This is a genomic window from Streptomyces sp. NPDC002623 (genome assembly GCF_053592635.1).
Genome location: NZ_JBSFWB010000014.1, coordinates 103,086 through 121,922 on the forward strand (window position 1 = coordinate 103,086; position 18,837 = coordinate 121,922).

At 68.9% G+C, this 18,837-nt stretch carries 7 protein-coding genes; 2 read left to right on the forward strand and 5 right to left on the reverse strand.

Annotation, left to right across the window (positions count from 1 at the left end):
* Positions 1 to 4: 4 nt before the first annotated feature.
* Positions 5 to 8,185, reverse strand: coding sequence for an RHS repeat-associated core domain-containing protein (locus tag ACWD4O_RS25320; protein WP_451283094.1), 8,181 nt, complete (start codon positions 8,183 to 8,185; stop codon positions 5 to 7).
* Positions 8,186 to 8,556: 371 nt separating this feature from the next.
* On the opposite strand from ACWD4O_RS25320, the gene ACWD4O_RS25325 reads away from it, so the two are divergent.
* Positions 8,557 to 12,042 (forward strand): DNRLRE domain-containing protein, encoded by a 3,486-nt coding sequence (locus ACWD4O_RS25325; RefSeq protein ID WP_451283096.1) that lies wholly within the window; start codon positions 8,557 to 8,559, stop codon positions 12,040 to 12,042.
* A gap of 146 nt (positions 12,043 to 12,188) precedes the next feature.
* Here ACWD4O_RS25325 and ACWD4O_RS25330 read toward each other — a convergent pair whose 3' ends face one another.
* Positions 12,189 to 13,040, reverse strand: coding sequence for an MHYT domain-containing protein (locus tag ACWD4O_RS25330; RefSeq protein ID WP_451283098.1), 852 nt, complete (start codon positions 13,038 to 13,040; stop codon positions 12,189 to 12,191).
* A 450-nt stretch (positions 13,041 to 13,490) separates the two neighbouring features.
* Here ACWD4O_RS25330 and ACWD4O_RS25335 point away from each other — a divergent pair, with 450 nt between their 5' ends.
* Entirely contained in the window at positions 13,491 to 13,913 is a 423-nt protein-coding gene (locus ACWD4O_RS25335) for a PaaI family thioesterase (protein WP_451283099.1), read from the forward strand.
* Positions 13,914 to 14,070: 157 nt separating this feature from the next.
* Here the strand turns inward: ACWD4O_RS25335 and ACWD4O_RS25340 are convergent, their stop codons facing one another.
* The 3 genes from ACWD4O_RS25340 to ACWD4O_RS25350 form a co-directional block, all read right to left on the reverse strand.
* Positions 14,071 to 15,369 carry a UDP-glucose dehydrogenase family protein gene (locus tag ACWD4O_RS25340; RefSeq protein WP_451283276.1) on the reverse strand — a complete coding sequence of 433 codons (1,299 nt, stop codon included), beginning with the start codon at positions 15,367 to 15,369 and terminating at the stop codon, positions 14,071 to 14,073.
* A gap of 227 nt (positions 15,370 to 15,596) precedes the next feature.
* Positions 15,597 to 16,796: a right-handed parallel beta-helix repeat-containing protein gene (locus ACWD4O_RS25345; protein ID WP_451283101.1), complete on the reverse strand. Its 1,200-nt coding sequence runs from the start codon at positions 16,794 to 16,796 to the stop codon at positions 15,597 to 15,599.
* Between the two features lie 81 nt (positions 16,797 to 16,877).
* Positions 16,878 to 18,767 (reverse strand): right-handed parallel beta-helix repeat-containing protein, encoded by a 1,890-nt coding sequence (locus ACWD4O_RS25350; RefSeq protein WP_451283103.1) that lies wholly within the window; start codon positions 18,765 to 18,767, stop codon positions 16,878 to 16,880.
* Positions 18,768 to 18,837: the final 70 nt, after the last annotated feature.

Genomic DNA, 18,837 nt, shown 5'->3' on the forward strand with positions numbered 1-18,837 from the left:
AACCCTACCCTAGCGGTCTCGGCGTAGATGGTCTTCGAACTGCGTTGATTGTAAATATACCGGAGGGCGAATGGACCAGTAGCTCTTCAACTCCCAGGCCACGCATCAAGGACCCAACTCCACCAGTTGCTCCGCATGATCGACAGAAGTCCCGATCCACATGGAGAACTGCTCTGGTGCCGGACACCCCGGCATCCTTCGCCTGCTGAAACACATCGGCTTCAGCATGAGTCTTCGTCTGAGCGTTCACACGAATATCGACCGCGCGACCGTGCGCGTTCCTCCCGAAGAAGACCTGCCCATCGATTTGCAGGCGGGCGGCCGTGAAGGAATCGTCCGCGCTGCCGCGTGCGGGCATTCCTTCGCGGGCTCGATAGGCCGCGAGTTCACTCCAACCGCAGTTGTGAACGAGTACGGGCGTGGCCCCCGCCACCACATAGTACGTATGCACCACGCTGACAGTCAGGTTGTGAACCGTCGCGTCCAGCGCCGTCCACCGCTTGACCGCAGTGATCTGGACCAGCGTGCCCGCGCCCGTGCGGAGCCACTGGCCCGACCGCAGGTCGGTCGCGTCGATCCAGTCGCCCAGTTCCGGGACCCAGAAGGGGTGGTTGTCGGTCGCGGTGACCTCGGCGGTCTTCGTGCCCTTCTTTCCGTCCGTGTCGATCGTGACCTTGACCAGGTGCTTGACGCCCTTGCCGAGGATCTCGGCCGTGACCGTCTGTGTCGTGGTCTCGCCCGTTTCCGGATCGGTCGCCAGGACCTTGTCGCCGGCCTTGACGTCCTTGATCTGCTTGGTCGAGCCGTCGGCCATCAGGACCTTGGTGTCCGGGGTGAAGCTGTTGGGCGTCGGGCAGCTCGCGCCCTCACCCCCGCCCCCCGAGTCCTCCTTGCCCGACCCGCTCCGCGACCCACCCGACTTGTTCTCCGCCTTGCCGCCGCCCGCCGAGCCCTTCGACTGGGCGGATCGGCCGGCCTTGGCCTGGGCCGGGTTGCCGCGGGCGCCCGCCGAGCCCGTATGGGACTTCTTCCTCGCCGCCTCCGCGGCACGTTTCGCGGCCTCTCGCGCCTTGCGCTTGGCTTCCGCCGCAGCCGCCTCCGCGGCCTTCTTCGCCTTGATCAGAGCAGCCTTTGCCGCCTTGGCCGCCTTCAAGCCGACCTCGGCCGCCGCCCTCGCCGCACGCCACGCCTTCACCGCCCGCCGCGTGTTCTGGAAGGCCCCCCACATCCTCTTGCTCCCCGAGAAGAGCTTGGTGACCGGAACGGCATCCATCAGCAGGCTGCCGCACGCCCACAGATCGCCCTGCGAGAAGCAGCCCACCACGTCGTCCCAGCCGACGAACCCCTTGAACACAGCCCAACCGGTCGACAGGATCACATCGCCCAGAGAACGGTTCAAAGTCCGCTGATGCGCCGCGATCTCCGCGTCCAGCGCCGCGATCGACGAGTCGAAGCTCGACGCCGACGACTCCGACGCCGACGACGTCAGACCCGACGGATCCGCATGGGTCACCGGGTTGTTGTTGGCGTACGAGTAGCCGTTGGCCTGGAGCGGGTCGCTGTCGTCCAGGACCGGGTCGGCCGAGAGGAAGCGGCCCGTGGTCGGGTCGTACTCTCGCGCGCCCAGGTGGACCAGGCCCGACTGAGTGTCGTCGTCGCCGGTGTGGAACGTCGTGTGCGAACGCGGTGCGAGATTCGCGGCACGGTCCTCGCCCCACGGGTCCCTCTTCGCCGTGCGCACGATCATGCCGCTGTCGAGACGGACCTCGGCCAGCGGAGTGCCGTTGAGGTCGGTCGACTGGGCGAACTTGTACTCGGTCACGCCCGCCGCGTTGTTGGTGCCCTCGCGGTAACGGGTGATCGCCGGACCGCCGATACCCGCGTAAGTACGTTCGGTGTAGCGGACCTTGCCCGTGGTCGTCAGGGAGACCTTGGTGTCGGGCAGGTGCAGCACCGCGCCGACGCTGGTGCGCTCCAGCAGACGGTTGCCCATCGCGTCGTAGACGTACGACGTCTTCGACGCGGGCTTCCACAGCTGGGTCGCGACGGTCGAGTTGCACGCCGCCAGGGTCAGGTCGGTGGTGACCGTGGCGGTGGGCACCGACATGCACAAGCCCGTCGCCACGTGCTTGAGCTGGCCGGTGCTCAGCGTCTGCCAGCGCTGCGCGGCCACGGCGTTGTCGCAGACCTGGATCAGGACGGCCGAGCCCGCCGCGGTGCCGTTCGGCTGTGCGCAGCGCCCGCCGGCGACGAACTGCCCGACCGTGGTGTCCTCGACCGTGCCGTTGTTGTCGGCATCGACCGCTTGGACCCGGAAGTTCTGCGCCTTGCTGCCGTTGCACACGTAGATCTGGATGGCGGTGCCCGCGGCGTTGCTCCCGTTGGAAAGGTCCAGGCACATGTCGCCCGCACCCGTCCAGGCCCCGGAGCCGTCCGTGCCGAAGCCGGTCACGGACTCGATCTGGCCGTCCCAGGTCCAGGTCAGCGCCTGTGCCGTGTCACCGCCCGTGGAACGGGATTCCACCGCGCCCGCGGCGTCGTAGCTCTGCGTCGAGCGCGTCTTGACCTGTGCGCCCGCCGCCGACGTGGAGGTCGTGGTGTAGGAGGTCAGCGTGTGCGGCTGGTCGTTCTTCGCCGTGTCGCTGGTGCCGTAGGCGTAGTCGGTGACCACGTCGCCCTTGGTGTCGCGCACCCCGGCCGTGATGGTCGGGTCGGCCTTGTACGCCGTCTTCTTCGTGCGGTTGCCCAGCACGTCGTAGTCGTACGACTGCCAGTAACCGTCGTTGCCGGAGGAGACGTTGACCGTGCCGTCGGAGTAGACCGGCTCGGCGTCGGTCTTGCCGGTGGCGGTGCAGGCGCCGCCGCCCGGCGTCGTCCACGCCACCTTCAGCTGGCCGAGCGCGTCGTACTTGAAGCACTGCTGGTCGGTCGTCGTGCCCATACGGTCCGCGACGGACAGGACGTTGCCCGAGGCGTCGTAGGCGTAGGAACGCTTGCTGACCTCACTGCCGGGAACAACGGTCGTGTCGGGGGTCGGGGTCTCCCGGACGAGCCTGGTGGTCAGCAGCTCGCCGGTGGACTCGTTGAAGGTGTTCTCCTGCCACAGCCGACGGCCCACCTCGCCCGCGGTCGAGCGCAGCACCTGCCCGTACGGCGAGTACGACGTCTCCGAGGCGTACCAGTCCTGGCCGGACACCGAGGTCGGCAGACCTGCCTCGTTGTAGCGGGTGATCACGTCCTCGGCGTCGAGGCCGCCGGCCGCCGGGGCGGTGTACTTCTTCAGCTGACCGTCGTCGTTGTAGGCGTACGTGTAGGTGTACTGGGTGGCGAATCCCTCGGCGGTCAAGCCCGCGGTCGAGCCCGGGGGCAGGGCCGTGGTCATCGCCGTCGGCTGGTAGTCGGCCGTGTAGCCGCCGATGGAGGTGATGTAGGGCTTGCCGTCGGTGAAGCGGGTGGCCGAGGCGAGCTGGCCCTTGCCGCCGGGCGCGCCGTCGTAGGCGTACACCTGGGCGACGGTGGCGGTCGTGGAGTCCTTGGGGGTGACCTTGATCTCCGACACCCGGTTGAGGCGCTCGTAGCTGTACGAGACGGTCTGGCCTCGGGCGTCGGTCGCCTTGTCCACACGGCCGAACGCGTCGTAGTCGGTGTGGGTCGCGCCGGCGTCCGGGTCGGTGGTGTCGGTGACCCGGCCCAGGGCGTCGTACTTCCACGTGCGGGTGTTGCCGACTTCGTCGGTGCTGGTCACCATGTCGCCGCGAAGGTCGTACGCGTAGGTCGTGGTGACCGCTCCGGCCTCGGTCAGCGAGGTGTCGCTGAACGTGTCCTGGCTGGTGGTGCGGCCCAGCGCGTCCGTCCACACCCGGGAGGCGGGGGTGCCTTGCGGCTGGCGGACGATCGTGTGGTCGAGGCCGTACTGATAACGGGTGCGGCGGTCCGTCGTCGGCACGGGCTTGCCGGCGTTGGTGAACGTCTCGCCCGTCTGCGGGTACGAGCTGTACACGGGCGTGACCGTCAGGACACGGCCCAGACCGTCGTACGTGTACGTGGTCGCGTTGGGAACCAGCGACTCGGAATCGGGGACGACCAGGTTGGTGTCCGGGTCGCCCTCCATGTAGTACGCGTTGCGGGTGTAGCGCACCTGGCCGGAACTGTTGTGGAGGGTGTCGGTGACCAGGCGGCCGCCGTCCACCGCCGGGGTCTGGGTCTGTCGCTGGCGGCCCAGGCCGTCGTAGAGAGTGGTGGAGGACTTGTACGTACCGTCGCCGGCGGCGGTGCTCGGGTTCTCCGAGAGCGACTCGACGACCACGGACACCGGTTTGTTCGAATCGGTGTTGTACGTGTACCTGACCGTCGGGTCGTCGGTCGCGGACTGGGTGGCGTCCCAGGCTGCGACGGCACGGCCGAGCGGGTCGTACTCGTACGACGTGACGCGGTTGTTGGCGTCCGTCGACTTGACGGTGGTGCCGCGGCCCGGCTCCAGGACGGTGATGTCGGTGAAGCCGATGTCCACGCCGGCCTCGACCTTGCTACCGGTGATGGTCTTGATCCCGTAGACCTGGCCGCTGTCCGGTGTGTACTCGGTCTTGTTGACCACGCCCGTCGGGTCGGTGACCTTGACGACACGGCCGACCGCGTCGTACTCCGTCCGCGACTCGGGGTTGGTCTCCGCCCAGCCCGTGCCCGCGCCGGTCGGCGCTTCCGTCCTGGTCACCAGGCCCTTGGTGGGCGCGGCGGTGTGCAGGGCTGCACCGTCGTAGTACATGCGCGAGGCGCTGACCAGCGTCAACGCCGTCGCGCTGGTGACGTCGGCGGAGCAGGTGTCGGCACCAGTGGTGGTGACGGTCTGCGCGACCAGGCCGACGAGGTGGTTCGTCCCCGATGTGTTGTGCACGTACGACGTCGCCGTGCACGACTCATCGCCGGTGACGGACTCGTCGCCCAACTCGTGGACCTTGGTCGGCAGACCGTAGGAGTCGTAGTCGGTCTTGGTGGTCACCGTGCGCAGGAGCTTGCCGTCCGGGCCTGCGACCGAAGCCTTGCTGATGGTCCTGGTCTCGCCGAGCGTGACGCGCTCGGCGACGACGTCGGGGCCGTCGGTGCGGTTGCGGGTGGCCAGGCGGACCGGGGCGTCGGGGAAGTTGATCGAACGGGCCGTCCAGCCGGTGGCGGTGGCCGCGCTCGCGTCCGGGTAGGTCAGCGACTCGGCGACCATGCCGGCGTACGCCTTGAGGTCCTTTCCGAGTACCTCACCGGTCACGTCCGTCATGTCATAGGAGCGCTTGACGTCGTCGGACGCCTTCTCCGGGGTGTCGTCGGCGAGGACGTCGTCGCTCATGCCGCGGAAGTAGCGGGTGACCGACTTGGACGCGGCGGTGCCCTCGCCGGCGTCCGTCACACCGGTGATCGTGGTGACGATCGGGTAGCCGCGCCAGTCGTCCCAGGTGCGGGTCTTGGGGCGGGAGAACTCCCCCTGGCTCTTCGCCCACAGGGCGCCGTTCACCGCGTCGGGGAAGGTCTCGTACCGGTACTGCGTCACGATCTCCTTCGCGTCCGCCAGGCGTGGAAACTCGGTGATCTTGTCGACGACGTACTTGTGGAACCAGGAGATGCGCTTGTCCTCCAGCTCGCCGTCCGCGTGCCAGTAGGCCGGGTAGCAGAGCTGGTCGTTCCTGTCGATCACCGCGCGCGCGGTATTGACGAGGCACTTGCCCTCGGGCGACTTGTAGGCGACGTGGGTGCGGCCGCCGTACTCGGAGACGACGTCCTGGATGCGCAGCCGGGCGAAGACCGGGGAGGTGTCGGAGGCGCCGTTCTGGACGCGGTTGGGCAGTGCGGTCTCGTTGTGGGAGAAGGAGACCGGGTTGAGGGAGGAGGGGGAGCCGTCCACCGCGTAGCCGGTGCGGGTGATGGACTCCAGCCAGAGCGCGGTGTATTCGCCGGTCAGGTTCCAGGGGAAGGACTGCTTGAGGCCCCAGGAGTCGACCTTCGACAGCAGGGTCGTGGTCGCCGAGTCGCCGGCCAGGCCACAGGCGTTGCGCTGCCCGCTCTCGTTGCCGTCGGCGTCGGAGGTGTACTCGGTCAGCCGTACGCCCTGCTCACGCTGGGCGCAGGCGTCGATCGAGGCCAGGCGCTTCCGCGACCAGAAGGTCGGGGAGTACGTCTGGCACTTCTTGCCGGTCGCGCAGGCGAGGTCGGCGGGGGTGTCGAACCAGGGCCGGGTGCGGTCGGACTGCTTGGACTCGAAGTTGCTGTCCGAGCACGCCACGTTCAGGGCGGGGTCGTCGAAGCAGCGCTCGGCGGCGTGGAAGCGCATCCGGCCGAGCGGCTCGTCGCTGAACAGGGAGCCGGAGCGCTGGCCGTAGTCGATGTGGGTGAGGTAGCCGGCCCGGTCGTAGGCGACCGGGGGCTTCTCCTTCATGTTCTGGGCGTAGGCGTTCTTCTCCTTCTCCCACCACAGCGTCATCGCGTTGCCGCTGGTGTCCACGACGTAGTCGAGCTGGAAGCGCCAGCCCTGGTCGCAGAAGGAGTCCGCGAACTTCGCCGCGTGGCAGGGGTCGGCGCTGTGGTTGCCCGCGACGGGCACGTTCAGCACCGAGTTCGTCTCCGGCTTGCCCGAGGACCAGCCCGGCAGGCGGTTGAGACCGAAGTAGTACTGCGTGCCGTCGTCGGTGGTGGCGCGCCAGAACTCGCCGTCGTTGTCACCGTTGCCCGAGGTGTGGGACACGTTGCCGACGACGGACTCGTAGTCGGCCTCGGTCAGCAGCTCCACCCGCGTGTTCTCGCCGCGGGCGCTCTTCCACTCCTTGGTGGTGCCGACACGGACCAGCTCGGTGGTGGTCCCGTTGAGGGAGAGGACGGCGTTGTCGCTGCCCCAGCACTGGTCGCCGGTGAAGTGCTTGTCGTTGTTGCCGTTCGCGGTGTCCGCGGCACAGCCCACGAAAGTCCGGGTGATCGAGCCGGGGTTGTAGTCCCAGCCCTCCCCGGCCCAGGAGACCTGGTTGTTGGTGGCGGACGTCCGCCCGTCCGAGGTCTGCGAGCTGTAGCTGAGGGTGACGTTCGGGGACGGCCCGTTCGGGACCTGCGGACCCGCCATCGTGTACGCGTAGGTGAACGCGCCGGACGACCCCCCGGCCGTCCAGGAACCCGCCGACACGATCGGGCTCGCGGCGAAGTCACCGCCGGAACCCGAACCGTAGGAACTGCCCACCAGCAGCCCGCCGCCGGCCGAATCGGCGATCTGCTGCACGGCGTTCGCGGCACGGCCGCCGCGCCAGACCGCGGAGCTGACGGTGGAGTCGTTCCCGCTGCTCATTGCGGAGTCGGCGGTCGTCGTGGACGTGGTGCCCGAGACGGCCTGCAGCGCGGCCGTGTCCAGGGTTATGTTGACGAAGGTCTCCGGCACCGGCACGTCTTCGTCGGTGGAGCCGACGACCTCGTCGTCCGCGCCGTCCTCACCGGTGTCCGCTTCGGAACCCGAGGAGTCCCCGGCGTCCACGGCGATGTCGACGGTCTCGCCGGTGCGCTCGACCGCGGTGCTCACCGGGACACCGGTGGAGCACTCCTCGACGTCGGGCGTCGTGGCGTAGCAGGGCGGCATCAGCGTGAACGAGAGCCGGTCGAGCCACTGAGCGCTGTAGGTTTCGGCGAGCTTGGTGGCGTCGATGGAGACGACCGCCTCGCCGGTGGCGGTGTCGGGCGCGTCGACCGCGAGCATGAAGCCCTGCGCGCCGTTGGCCACGGCCTCCTCCTCGGACGCGGCGGCGACGCTCCACTGACCTTCGAGGGCGTCGACCTCGGCGGCGGAGGCGTCCTCCGGCGCACCGACTCCGATGCTCATCGTGCCGTCGTCCGACTTGGCGACCTCCGTCGTGCCGCCCGCGGTGAGATCGTCGACAGCCTTGGTGCCGGACGCCTCCGGCACCTCGGCGACCGCCGCGGGTACGTAGTCCTCCGGCTCGGCCGGAACCTGGCCGGACAGCTCCTTGAGGCCGTCGGTCAACTGCTCGTCAACAGGGACGGGTTCCGTCTCCTGAAGTTCGGCGAGTTCGACCGGCGTACGGGTGTCTGCGGGACCGAACGCCACGGCGCCGGGCAGGAGAGTCACGTTGAGGGCGAGGACGAGCCCGGCTATGAGGCCGACCCGGGCTCTACGACGGACCAGACGTTCACGCGGCGATCTCGCCAACGAACCCTTGCCGCACCAAGACAGCGCCACACGCACGGCCAATCGACCCTTTCCGAGTCATAAACCATCAGAAACACTCGGACCGATGGCACATGGTGATCAGTATTTTACTGAACGAGCACGAACATAAAGGTGCTGTGAAGATCCACGTCAAGATGTGACAAGTCTGTGTTAGTTATGTCACCGATCAAAGGCAGACAAAAAACAGCAAAAAACTTGTCCAGAGCTCTTTGCGTCGACATTGCCAAGCCGCAGCCGTCCGAAGGGTGTTGATCTCACCCGGAGTAACTGTTCATACTCCAACCGCCCATTCCGACGCGTCGCGCGTTCGCAAGGTCAGAGGGCATTCCGAAGAACACGGAGAGGGCCCCTTGAGCGACCTCGGCACCGCCACGGAACCAAGTCCGCCCGGCAGACGGCGTGTTCGGCGCGCGCTGGCCGCCACCGCCGCGCTCGCCATGCTGGCCGGCGGCGCCACCGTGCTCGCCCTGCGCGAAGACGACACGGCCCCCGCCGACGCCAAGTCCACGCGCGCCGCGAAGCCGGTCGACGAGGATGAGGCCCAACGCCGGGCCCGCAAGAGCGGCAAGCAGGTCGAAGTCGCCACGCTGACCGACGAGTTCTCCACGACGTACGCCAACGCCGACGGGTCGTTCACCTACACGTCGTCGGTCGCACCGGTGCGTGCGAAGAACGCCAAGGGCGAATGGGCACCGATCGACACCTCGCTGAAGCGGGGCGACGAGGGCTGGCGCACCGTCAACAGTCCTTACTCGGTGACCTTTTCAGCCGGCAGGAAGGGCGGCGGCACGACCCGCGAGGCAGCGGCGCGCACCTCCGGTTCCACGGTCCGGACGGCCGCATTCCACACCGGTGGTCAGAGCCGCTCCGCCGAGCGGATCGAGCAGATCGAGCAGATCGACGACACCGCCGACAGCCCGTGGACCCCGCTGCTGACGATGACCGCCGAAGGCCACGAGATCGGCTTCGAGTGGCCCGGCGCGCTCCCCGAGCCGGTCGTCGAGGACAACCGCGCACTGTACGAAGGCGTACTGCCCGGCGTGGACCTGATGCTGTCCGCGCGCGACACCGGCTTCACCCACGTCCTCGTCGTGCACACACCCGAGGCCGCCGCGAACCTGGCCGCCACCCCGCCGCGCTACCGCGTCACCTCGTCCAGCCTCACCTTCGCCCTCGACCCGTCGACCGACGTACTGATGGCCAAGGACAGCGTGGGCAAGGAGATAGCCGTCTCCCCCACCCCGTTCCTGTGGGACTCCGCGGGCACCCACGACACGGACACCGCGTCCGCCGACCCGGAGGCCGCGACCGGGACCAACGAGAACCCCGAGGTGGTGGAAGGCACCGTCGCGGACACCCCGGATGCTGCGGACACCGCAGACGGCACGGACGCTGCGGACGGCACGGACGGCACGGACGCCGCCGGGCAGAACGCCGACCCGGCCGCCTACACACTGACCGCCGCGGCGAACGGCACACTCGCCCTGCCCGCCGTGAACGGCCCCGGCGACGGTGCTCACGCCGCCGTCGTGGCCGCCGACTTCGAGGGCGGCGTCCTGACTGTCATCCCGCCGAAGGACTACCTCACCGCCACCGAGAACCTGACCTACCCGATCTTCGTCGACCCCTCCACGACCGCCGTCCGCGCCAACTGGACCACTGCCTACAAGAAGTACCCGGGCTCCAGCTTCTACGACGGCGCCAACTACAACGAGGACACCAAGGAAGCCCGCGTCGGCTTCGAGGCGCAGACCTGGGGCACCGCCCGGTCCTTCTTCAAGATGAAGATCGCGAGCGCGATCAAGGGCGCGGTCGTCTCCAGCGCCACCTTGAAGGTCCTCGAAACCCACTCCTGGTCCTGCAGCAAGCGCACCGTGCAGGTGTGGCGCACCGATCCCATCAGCACCAAGACCACCTGGAACAACCAGCCGGCCTGGAAGCGGAAGATCACCTCCAAGTCCTTCGCCTACGGCTGGAAGTCCAACAGCGCCTGCCCGGACGCCTACGTCAACTTCACCGTCACCTCGCTGGCCCAGGAGGTCGCGGACAACGGCTGGACCGACTTCACCGTGGGCCTGGTCGCCTCCACCGCGTCCACCGCGCCGACGGGATCCGCCAGCAGCCTGGAGACGGACACGTACTCCTGGAAGAAGTTCCAGGCAGAGGGCGGCGGTTCGCCCTCGGTGTCCATCACCTACAACCGCAAGCCGAACGCTCCGACGACCCTCACCATGAGCCCCGGCTCCTGCGACACCAGCGCGGCCCCGTACATCAAGGTCGGCAAGTCCGCGAGCATCTCCATCGGCGCCAAGGCCACCGATCCGGACGGCGTGCTCAGCAGGCTGGAGTTCGAACTCACCCGAACCGACACCGGCGCGAAGACCGTCTACAGCAGGCCGACGACCAACGGGGCCGCCGCCACCGCCGTCCTCACCGGGCTCGACAACGGCGTCACCTACCAGTGGCGGGTACGCGCCTGGGACGCCACGACCAGCAGCGCCTATTCGCCCAGCACCGGCTACTGCCGCTTCGTCTACGACACCGACCTGCCGGACTCCCCCGCTCCCCCCGTCTCGACGGACTTCCCCGGCGACGACGACGCGGACGGTAACCCCGAGGCCTGGTCCAAGCACCCCTTCGGCACCGGCGGCGCCTTCACCTTCGCGGTCGGCGACCCCTCCGAGACCGACATCGTGAAGTTCGTCTACTCCATCAACACCACCACATACGCCGGTTACGTCTGCGCGAGCGGCAAGCAGGGCACCACGGGCGGTCTCACGGCCTCCTGCACCACACCCATCAAGTCGGCCACCGTCACCGACGTCAAACCGCCCTCCGCCGGTCCCAACACCCTGTACGTCAAGGAAGTCGACTCGGCCGGCAACATCTCCCCCAACGCCACCAAGTACTTCTTCTACGTCACACCCCGCTCGCTCCCGGACGGCGCGGGCGACCTGAACGGCGACGGAAACGCCGACTTCGGTCACATCACCGTCAACGGAAACCTCTGGATCGACGCCGTCTCCCAGAACGGCGCCTTCTTCGCCAGCAGCCTCGGCACTCACGCCAAGGGCACCCTGCTGGAAAACGCGGCCACCGCCCCACACATGTGGAACGCCACGAGCAATTTCGCCCTGATCACCCACAACGGCGACTTCGCCCCAGCCGACGGCGTCACCGACTGGATGGTGCGCACTCCCGACGGCCGGCTCTTCCTCTACCCCGGCGACGGCTACGGCGCGATCGACGTCAGCAAGCGCATCAAGGTGGAGCTACCGTCCAACGCCCCCGCCCCGGCGACCTTCTCGGAGATCAAGTCAGCGGGCGACATCACGGGTGACGGCCAGCCCGAGCTGTTCGTGACCGGCGGAGCGAACGGCGCCGAGCTGTGGGTCTTCACCGGCTACAGCGGCGGCGCCTTCTCCACGGCCACCCGGCTGACGACGGCCGACTGGGCTGACGCCGACCGGGACTTCGTGGCCATCGCCGACTACAACGCCGACGGCGCCGCCGACATGACGTACCGCACCGGCGCGGGCCACATCATTCTGCGCAAGGGGGTCCTCGACAGCGACGGCGTGGGCACGGTCCTGACCAGCCTGGGCACCTCCGGGGCCAGCCTGGACGGCGACGACATGTACGTCACCGGCACGATGACCCGCGCCGCCTTCCCCCTGCTCTACGGCAGCCCCGACGCCACCGGGGACGGCATCCCCGACATCGTGGCGACCAACGCTGCCGGATCGCTTCTGCTCTACAAGGGGGGTGCCACCGCGCTCGGCACCGCGACGACGCTCCGCTCCAGCGGATACAGCACGACGAAGCGAATCGGCTGACGCCGACGCTCACACGGAAGGGCCCGAGACGGTCGTCTCGGGCCCTTCCGGCTTTCTTCCGTCCTCAGTGCTCAGTCCTCAGCCCTCTCGATGAGCACCTCACGGTCGCGGGACGCCGTCTCCCCGAGGTCCGTTCCCAGCTGCCGTCACCAAGAGGTGTAGCGCTGCGGCTGCTGTGCCACGGGCAGTTCGGTGCCGGTACCGGCGCCGGCGCCGAACGGGGTGGGGGCCACCCGGCCCCGGTCGCCGTCCCGGTCCCACGTGTCGTCGCCGAGCATCATGTCGGGGTCGAACATGACGATCACGGCGGCGATCAGGAGGACGGCGAGCGGGCTGGCGAGCATGGCCAGGAGGAACGACAGCAGGTCGGTGGACGACTGCGAGGCCACGGACTCACCGGTCAGGTGGACGGAGACGGCGGCCATGCCCGTGTAGTGCATACCCGTCACCGCCACGCCCATGACCAGGCTCGCGCCGAGGCTGGACCACAGGCTGTGGATGGAGACCGCGGCCCACAGCGCCGCCGTGGCAGCCGCGACGGCGATGACGACGGACAGCGACACCGTCAGGGCGTCGTAGTGGAGGCCGCCGTTGGTGTGGATGGCGGCCATGCCGAGGTAGTGCATGGCCGCGACGCCGAGCCCGGTGACCGTGCCCGCTATGCCCAGGTTCACCGGTGAGCTGCCCCGGTAGCCGACGAGAAAGACGCCGACGGCCACGAAGGCGATCGCGACGGCGAGGCTGAGGAGTGTCTTCGTCGTGTCGTAGCTGACCAGAGCGCCCTGGACGCTGAAACCGATCATGGCGATGAAGTGCATGGTCCAGATGCCGCAACCGATCGACACCGCGCCCAACGCCAGCCAACGCGCTCTGCGGTGCGGGCGTCGCAGCGATCTCGTCGTGCACCGCAGTCCGAGTGCCGCACCGAGACAGGCCATCAGATAGGAGGCGATGGGGGTCACGGCACCGTAGTGGAAATTGGAGACGGTGGCGGTCATGGGGATTCCCTTCACGTGCGTGACAGCAGGCGGCACCGCGGACGCGGCGGGCCGGCACGGTGGCGAGGGCGAGCGGGATCGCCGTCCCTTCCCTGCCGCACGTGCAAAACGGCTCGGCCCGGCGCACCTGACCCATGCGTACGGAAGTCCTGCTGGGGGAGCAGGCCACGGGGAACCGAACGATCAGATCAAGCCACCTGGCCGAGTTGTGCACGATTTAATCACGTCGAACACACACTTCCCACACATGGCAGACAGTCGTTCACCGAATCGATACTCCACCGCACTTCGCCCCAAAACAGCGCCCGCAGCCCGCGTCCGGGAGATCAGGGAATCGTCTGTGGTTCCTCACTCCGGTATTACAGACTGGCCATGAACCCTGAACCCTGAGCCCTGAACCGTGAACCCTGAACCGTCCGAGAACACCCCGCTCCTCGAAAGGCAGCCATCGTGACGACCTCCGGGACCAGCACCCCAGCACTCGCGGACCTCGCCGCCGCCATGCCCTTCACGGCCGGCCTGGGGATCGCCTTCGAGGAGGCCGCGGCCGACGCGGTCACCGCGACCCTGGCCTGGAAGCCCGAGCTGTGCACCATCGGCAACGTCCTGCACGGCGGAGCCCTCATGTCGCTCGCCGACTCGGTGGGGGCCGTGTGCGCGTTCCTCAACCTCCCGCCGGGCGCGGGCACCACGACCCTGGAGTCGAAGACCAACCTCATGCGCCCGGTCGGTTCGGGCTCCGTACGCGCGACCGCCCGCCCGCTGCACATCGGCCGGACCGTGATCGTCGTACAGACCGAGCTCCGGGACGACCGGGACCGGCTGGTGGCACAGACCACCCAGACCCAGGTCGTATTGAACCCCGGCACGTGACCGGCACGTCAACCCACCGCGGAGGTGCGGAGTTAACGAGCATGGCCACAGATACCGACTCCCTCACCGCCCGCCCGCGCGTCGACAGGCCAGGCCGGGCGGGCCGTAGCCACACCTGGCCTGGCGGGCGCGCAACGCCTACCGGTGTGTCGTCGGATCAAGGGCGGCCCAGCGCTCGGTACTCCCAGCCTGCGCTGCGCCACTGGGCGGGGTCGAGGGCGTGGCGTCCGTCGACGATGCGGCGTCGGGACACGACCGCGCCCAGGGCGTGCGGGTCGATCTCCCGGAACTCGGACCACTCGGTGAGCAGCACCACGACGTCCGCCCCGGCAGCCGCGCCGAGCACGTCCGTGCCGTAGGTCAGGTCCGGGTAGGCGCGCCGGGCGTTCTCGGTGGCCGCGGGGTCGACGACGGTCACCTGGGCGCCGGACTGGTGCAGGGTTCTGGCCACATCCAGCGCCGGGGCGTCCCGGATGTCGTCGGAGTTGGGCTTGAACGCCGCGCCCAGCGCGGTCACCTTGGCGCCGGCCAGCTCTCCGCCGGCGAGTTCGCGGACCAGGTCCACCGTGCGGGCCCGGCGCCGCTGGTTGATGGCGTCGACCTCGCGCAGGAAGGCGACGGCCTGGCCGACGCCGAGCTCCTCGGCGCGGTGGCTGAACGCCCTGATGTCCTTGGGCAGGCAGCCGCCGCCGAAGCCGAGACCGGGCTTGAGGAACCGGCCGCCGATCCGGTCGTCGTAGGCCAGCGCGGTCGCGAGACCGGTGACGTCGGCGCCGGTCGCCTCGCAGACCTCCGCCATGGCGTTGATGTAGGAGATCTTGGTCGCGAGGAAGGAGTTGGCGGCGACCTTGACCAGTTCGGCGGTGGGCAGATCGGTGACGACCACCGGGGTGCCCTGGGCGATCACCGGGGCGAAGGCGGCGCGCAGCTGCTCCTCGGCCCACTCCGACGCCGTCCCGAAGACCAGCCGGTCGGGCCGCAGGGTGTCGTCGACGGCGTAACCCTCGCGCAGGAACTCCGGGTTCCAGGCGAGTTCGACGTCCGTCCCGGCCGGCGCCGTGCGCTGGACGAGGTCCGTCAGCCGGGCGGCGGTGCCCACCGGGACGGTGGACTTGCCGACCACCAGGGTGCGCCTGCGCAGGTGCTGGGCGAGTTCTCCGACCGCGCTGTCGACGTACTTCATGTCCGCCGCGTGCGAGCCCTGCTGCTGGGGCGTGCCCACGCAGACGAAGTGGACGTCGCCGAACTCGCCGGCCTCGGCGAAGCTCGTGGTGAACCGCAGCCGACCGGTGTCGAGGGCCTTCGCGAGCAGTTCGGGAAGTCCGGGCTCGAAGAAGGGCACCTCGCCCGAGTTCAGCCGCTCGATCTTGACCGGGTCGACGTCCACGCCGAGGACGTCGAAGCCCAGGACGGCCATGCAGATGGCGTGGGTGGCGCCGAGGTAGCCGGTGCCTATGACGGTGAGGCGGGGCGCGCTTCTCTGGGCGTCGGCTCGGTGGGCGTCGGCTCTGTGTGCGTCGGCTCTGTGTGCGTCGTCTCTGTGTGCGTCGTCTCTGTGTGCTTCGTCCGAAGAGGTCACGGTGGTCTCCAGAGGTGTGTGCGGGCAGGTCGGCCCGCCGCATGGGCCGGTGGCGGCCTGCGGAACCGATGGGGAAGGGTGGGGAAGGGTGGGGGAGGGTGGCGTCAGGAGGTGCAGTCGACGTTGGCGAGGCCCTCGGCCGCGTCGTTCGCCTTGTTGTCGCAGGTGACTTTGTTGCCGTCGGACGTGAGGTGGAAGCCGTAGCCGGGCCCGTCCACGTTCGCGGTGTTGCCTCGGAAGGTGTTGCCGGTGCCCCAGCCGCTGACGATCTGGTGGGTCTGGAACCCGTCCTGAGGGGAGTGGCTTCCCGTGTTGCCCTGGAGCAGCCAGCCGTTGCCCTTCACATCGACCCAGGAGTCGTTGTTGTGGGAGCTGCTCAGGTTCGATCCGTCGAAGGTGTTGTCGATGACCTTGCCGTCGCTGGTGCCCTCCTTGATGTCGATGGACTCGGCGGTGGTGTCGCTGATGTGGTTGCCGAGAACCACGTTGCGGTCGCTGGTGTCCGTCTTGCAGGCACTCACGGTGCACCAGTTGGATTTGGCGGTGCCGATGTAGATGCCTTCGCCGTACTTCTCGCGGCGTATCCCGGTGGCGCGGACGGTGTTGCCCCGGACCATGTTGTCCGAGCTGAAGTCGCGCAGGTGGATGGCCTCGTCGCCGATCTGTTCGACGGTGAGGCCCTGGATGACGGTGCCCACCACGCCGTCCGCCATCACGCCCTTCTGCGCATTGCGGACGGTGAAGCCGACCAGCCGCCAGTAGCTGACGTGGTCCAGGTGGAAGGCGTAGCCGTCGTCGGTGCCGCCGCCGTCGATGACCGCTGCCGAACCTCCGCACAGGAAAATCGGCTTAGCGGCCGTACCGGAGATCTCGGCGGTGAAGTTGCCCGCGTAGGTGCCGTTGGCCAGGGAGATGCTGTCTCCGGGTTGGGCCTGGGAGAGCGCCTGCTCCAGGGTGGTGGCGTCGCTCACCTTGACGGAGGCGGCCGGGCAGGTGACGGCGGAGTCGGGTACCGAGCCGCTGGTGGCCTGTGCGGTCGGGGCCTTGGCGGTGGCCGACCGGGTGGGCAGGGCCGACTGGGTGTCTTCGGTCGACGGGTCCTCGGTGGCCGAGGCCCTGGGACCGGCGGCGGTGGCCCCGGCCGTCGTCTTCGGGTCCTCCCCGCCGCCGCCCGCCACCGCGACGACGAGCGCGGCCAGGGCGAGCAGGAACGCACCGGCTGCCAGCCAGACGGCCGGCTGCCGGAGGTTTCTGCCCCCCGGGGTGGGCGGCGGGGTCGACGGTGTGGTCGGCGTGGATGACATGGGCGGTAGCTCCGGTCCGTCCGGTCGGGCAGTCGGGCAGTCGGGCAGTCGGGCAGTCGGCATGGGCGTAGGGGCCAGAGGTCAGCGGGGCGGGTTGCCGGCCTGGACGGACTGGGGAGTCAGGGCGCGCAGAGTCGTGGTCTCCTCGTCGTCCTTCGCGAACCAGCCGTGCTGAGGCGCCTGACGGACGGGGACCTCTCTGACGGCGCCGGCCAGCGGCCTCTTGTCGTCGTAGGGGTGGGTGCCCAGGACTCCTCGTCCGGCGCGACGGCGCCCACGGCGGCTCTGGCGTCCGCCCAGCACCGCGGAGAACAGGATGAGCAGCAGCATGCCCGCCCAGAGCAGCGTCATGGGGCTGGCGTAGTGCCGGAACTTGATCCAGAAGGAACTGGTGTCGTGCCAGGCGAACGTCTGGTTCTGCTTGACGGTGATGCTGCCGTGGGCGCGGGTGGTGTCCACGGCGCTCGGGCCCACCCCCGAGATGACGTTGTACGAGACGAGGGACTTGTCGACCGACCCGACGAGACTGATCCCGTGGTTGGTGGCGTCCTGGACGGTGTTGCCGCGTATCTCGCCGACCGATTCCCGTATGTAGATGCCGGTGTCGGTGCTTTCGACGATGTTGCCGGTGATCGTCGCGGCGGTCACGCCGTCGCGCACCGAGATGCCCTGTCTCGACTGGCCGCTGAGGTGGTTCCCGGTGATGGCCACCTTGGTGGCGTCCTTGCGGGCCACGATGCCCATGTCGCCGCCCTCGACACGGTTGTTCTGCACACCGACGTCCGTGCCGCCGAAGATCTCGATGCCGTAGTGGCCGTTGTCCTTGGCGGTGCTGTCGGACACGGAGTTGGAGCCGTAACTGCTGATGGACTCGCCCGAGGCCGAGGGGCCGCTGGCGAGCGGCCGGCCGCTGAGTGTGAAGCCGTTGCCGCCGTTGCCCGAGGCCGTGGAGCCGCTGATCCGGACCTGCTCGGTGGCTCGGGCCAGCACGAACCCGTCGCCGCCGTTGTCCTTGGAGACGGTCCGCTCGACCACCGCGTTGGTGACGAACCGGTGCAGGACCACGCCGTGTTCCAGGCTCTTCTGCACCGTGCTGTCGCTGATGCTGACCCCGTTGGCGCCGGAGATGAACATGCCGTACGCGTTGCCGGTGAGGGTGGAGTGCCCGATCTCCGCCGAGACGTAACTGAGGCTGGGCACCGAGAACCGGGTGTCCGGCGTGGCCAGCGATCCGGAGGGCTGGGCCACCACGCCACCGCTGCCCGCGTCCGAGTCCGAGGACACCTCCGAGTCCTTGATGTTGCCGGTGTCGGGGCGGTCGGTGCCGGTGAGGCTCAGGCCGCCGGTGCGGCCGCTCCAGAAGCCGAGGTCGCTGATCTTGGCGTAGGTCATGGAGAACTGGCCGCCGATGGCACGGATGTAGGCCCGGCCGTCCCGGACGTCCGTGTCCGGCTTGTTCTTCTTGTCGTCCCAGGCGGTGATCCGCAGGGGCGCCTGCGGAGTGCCCTCCAGGGTGAGCCGGCCGCCGAAGGACACGATGCTCACGAAGCCCTTGTTGCTGCTGGCCATCCGCAGGGTCAGCCCGCCGGGGTTGGACAGCTTCAGCTTGGCCCCGGCGTTGAGATAGAGGTTCTCGGTCAGCAGGTAGGAGCCGTCGCGCTCGCGGACGAACGTCTGCGGGGCCAGCTCCAACAGGTCCGAGACGGTGTAGGCGTTGCTGCGCTGGGTCAGGACCAGGGTGTAGCCGCTGCCGGTGTCCAATCGGTACGGCGCCTTCCACTGGCCGCCCTTGAGGGGGGCGACGGCGGCGACGGCACGGACCTGGTCCAGGCGGTGGTCCTCCGCGGCCACGAGCGCGGTCTCGTTCTCCGCATCCGTGGCGTTGACCTGCTCCTTGTCGTCTCCGTCGGCGGCCGGGGCGACGGCCGCGGAGGCGAAGAGCGCACCGGCGGCGAGGGCCAGCACGACCACTGCGCGCAGGCCGGCCAGGAGATGGTGGCGGTGAAGGTGAAGGTGATGGAGGCGGTGAAGGCGAGGGTGA

Excerpts from the sequence above, each read along its gene's own strand:
- ACWD4O_RS25330 (WP_451283098.1), bottom strand. The coding sequence starts at position 13,040 with ATGACCGCCACCGTCTCCAATTTCCACTACGGTGCCGTGACCCCCATC.
- ACWD4O_RS25345 (WP_451283101.1), bottom strand. The coding sequence starts at position 16,796 with ATGTCATCCACGCCGACCACACCGTCGACCCCGCCGCCCACCCCGGGG.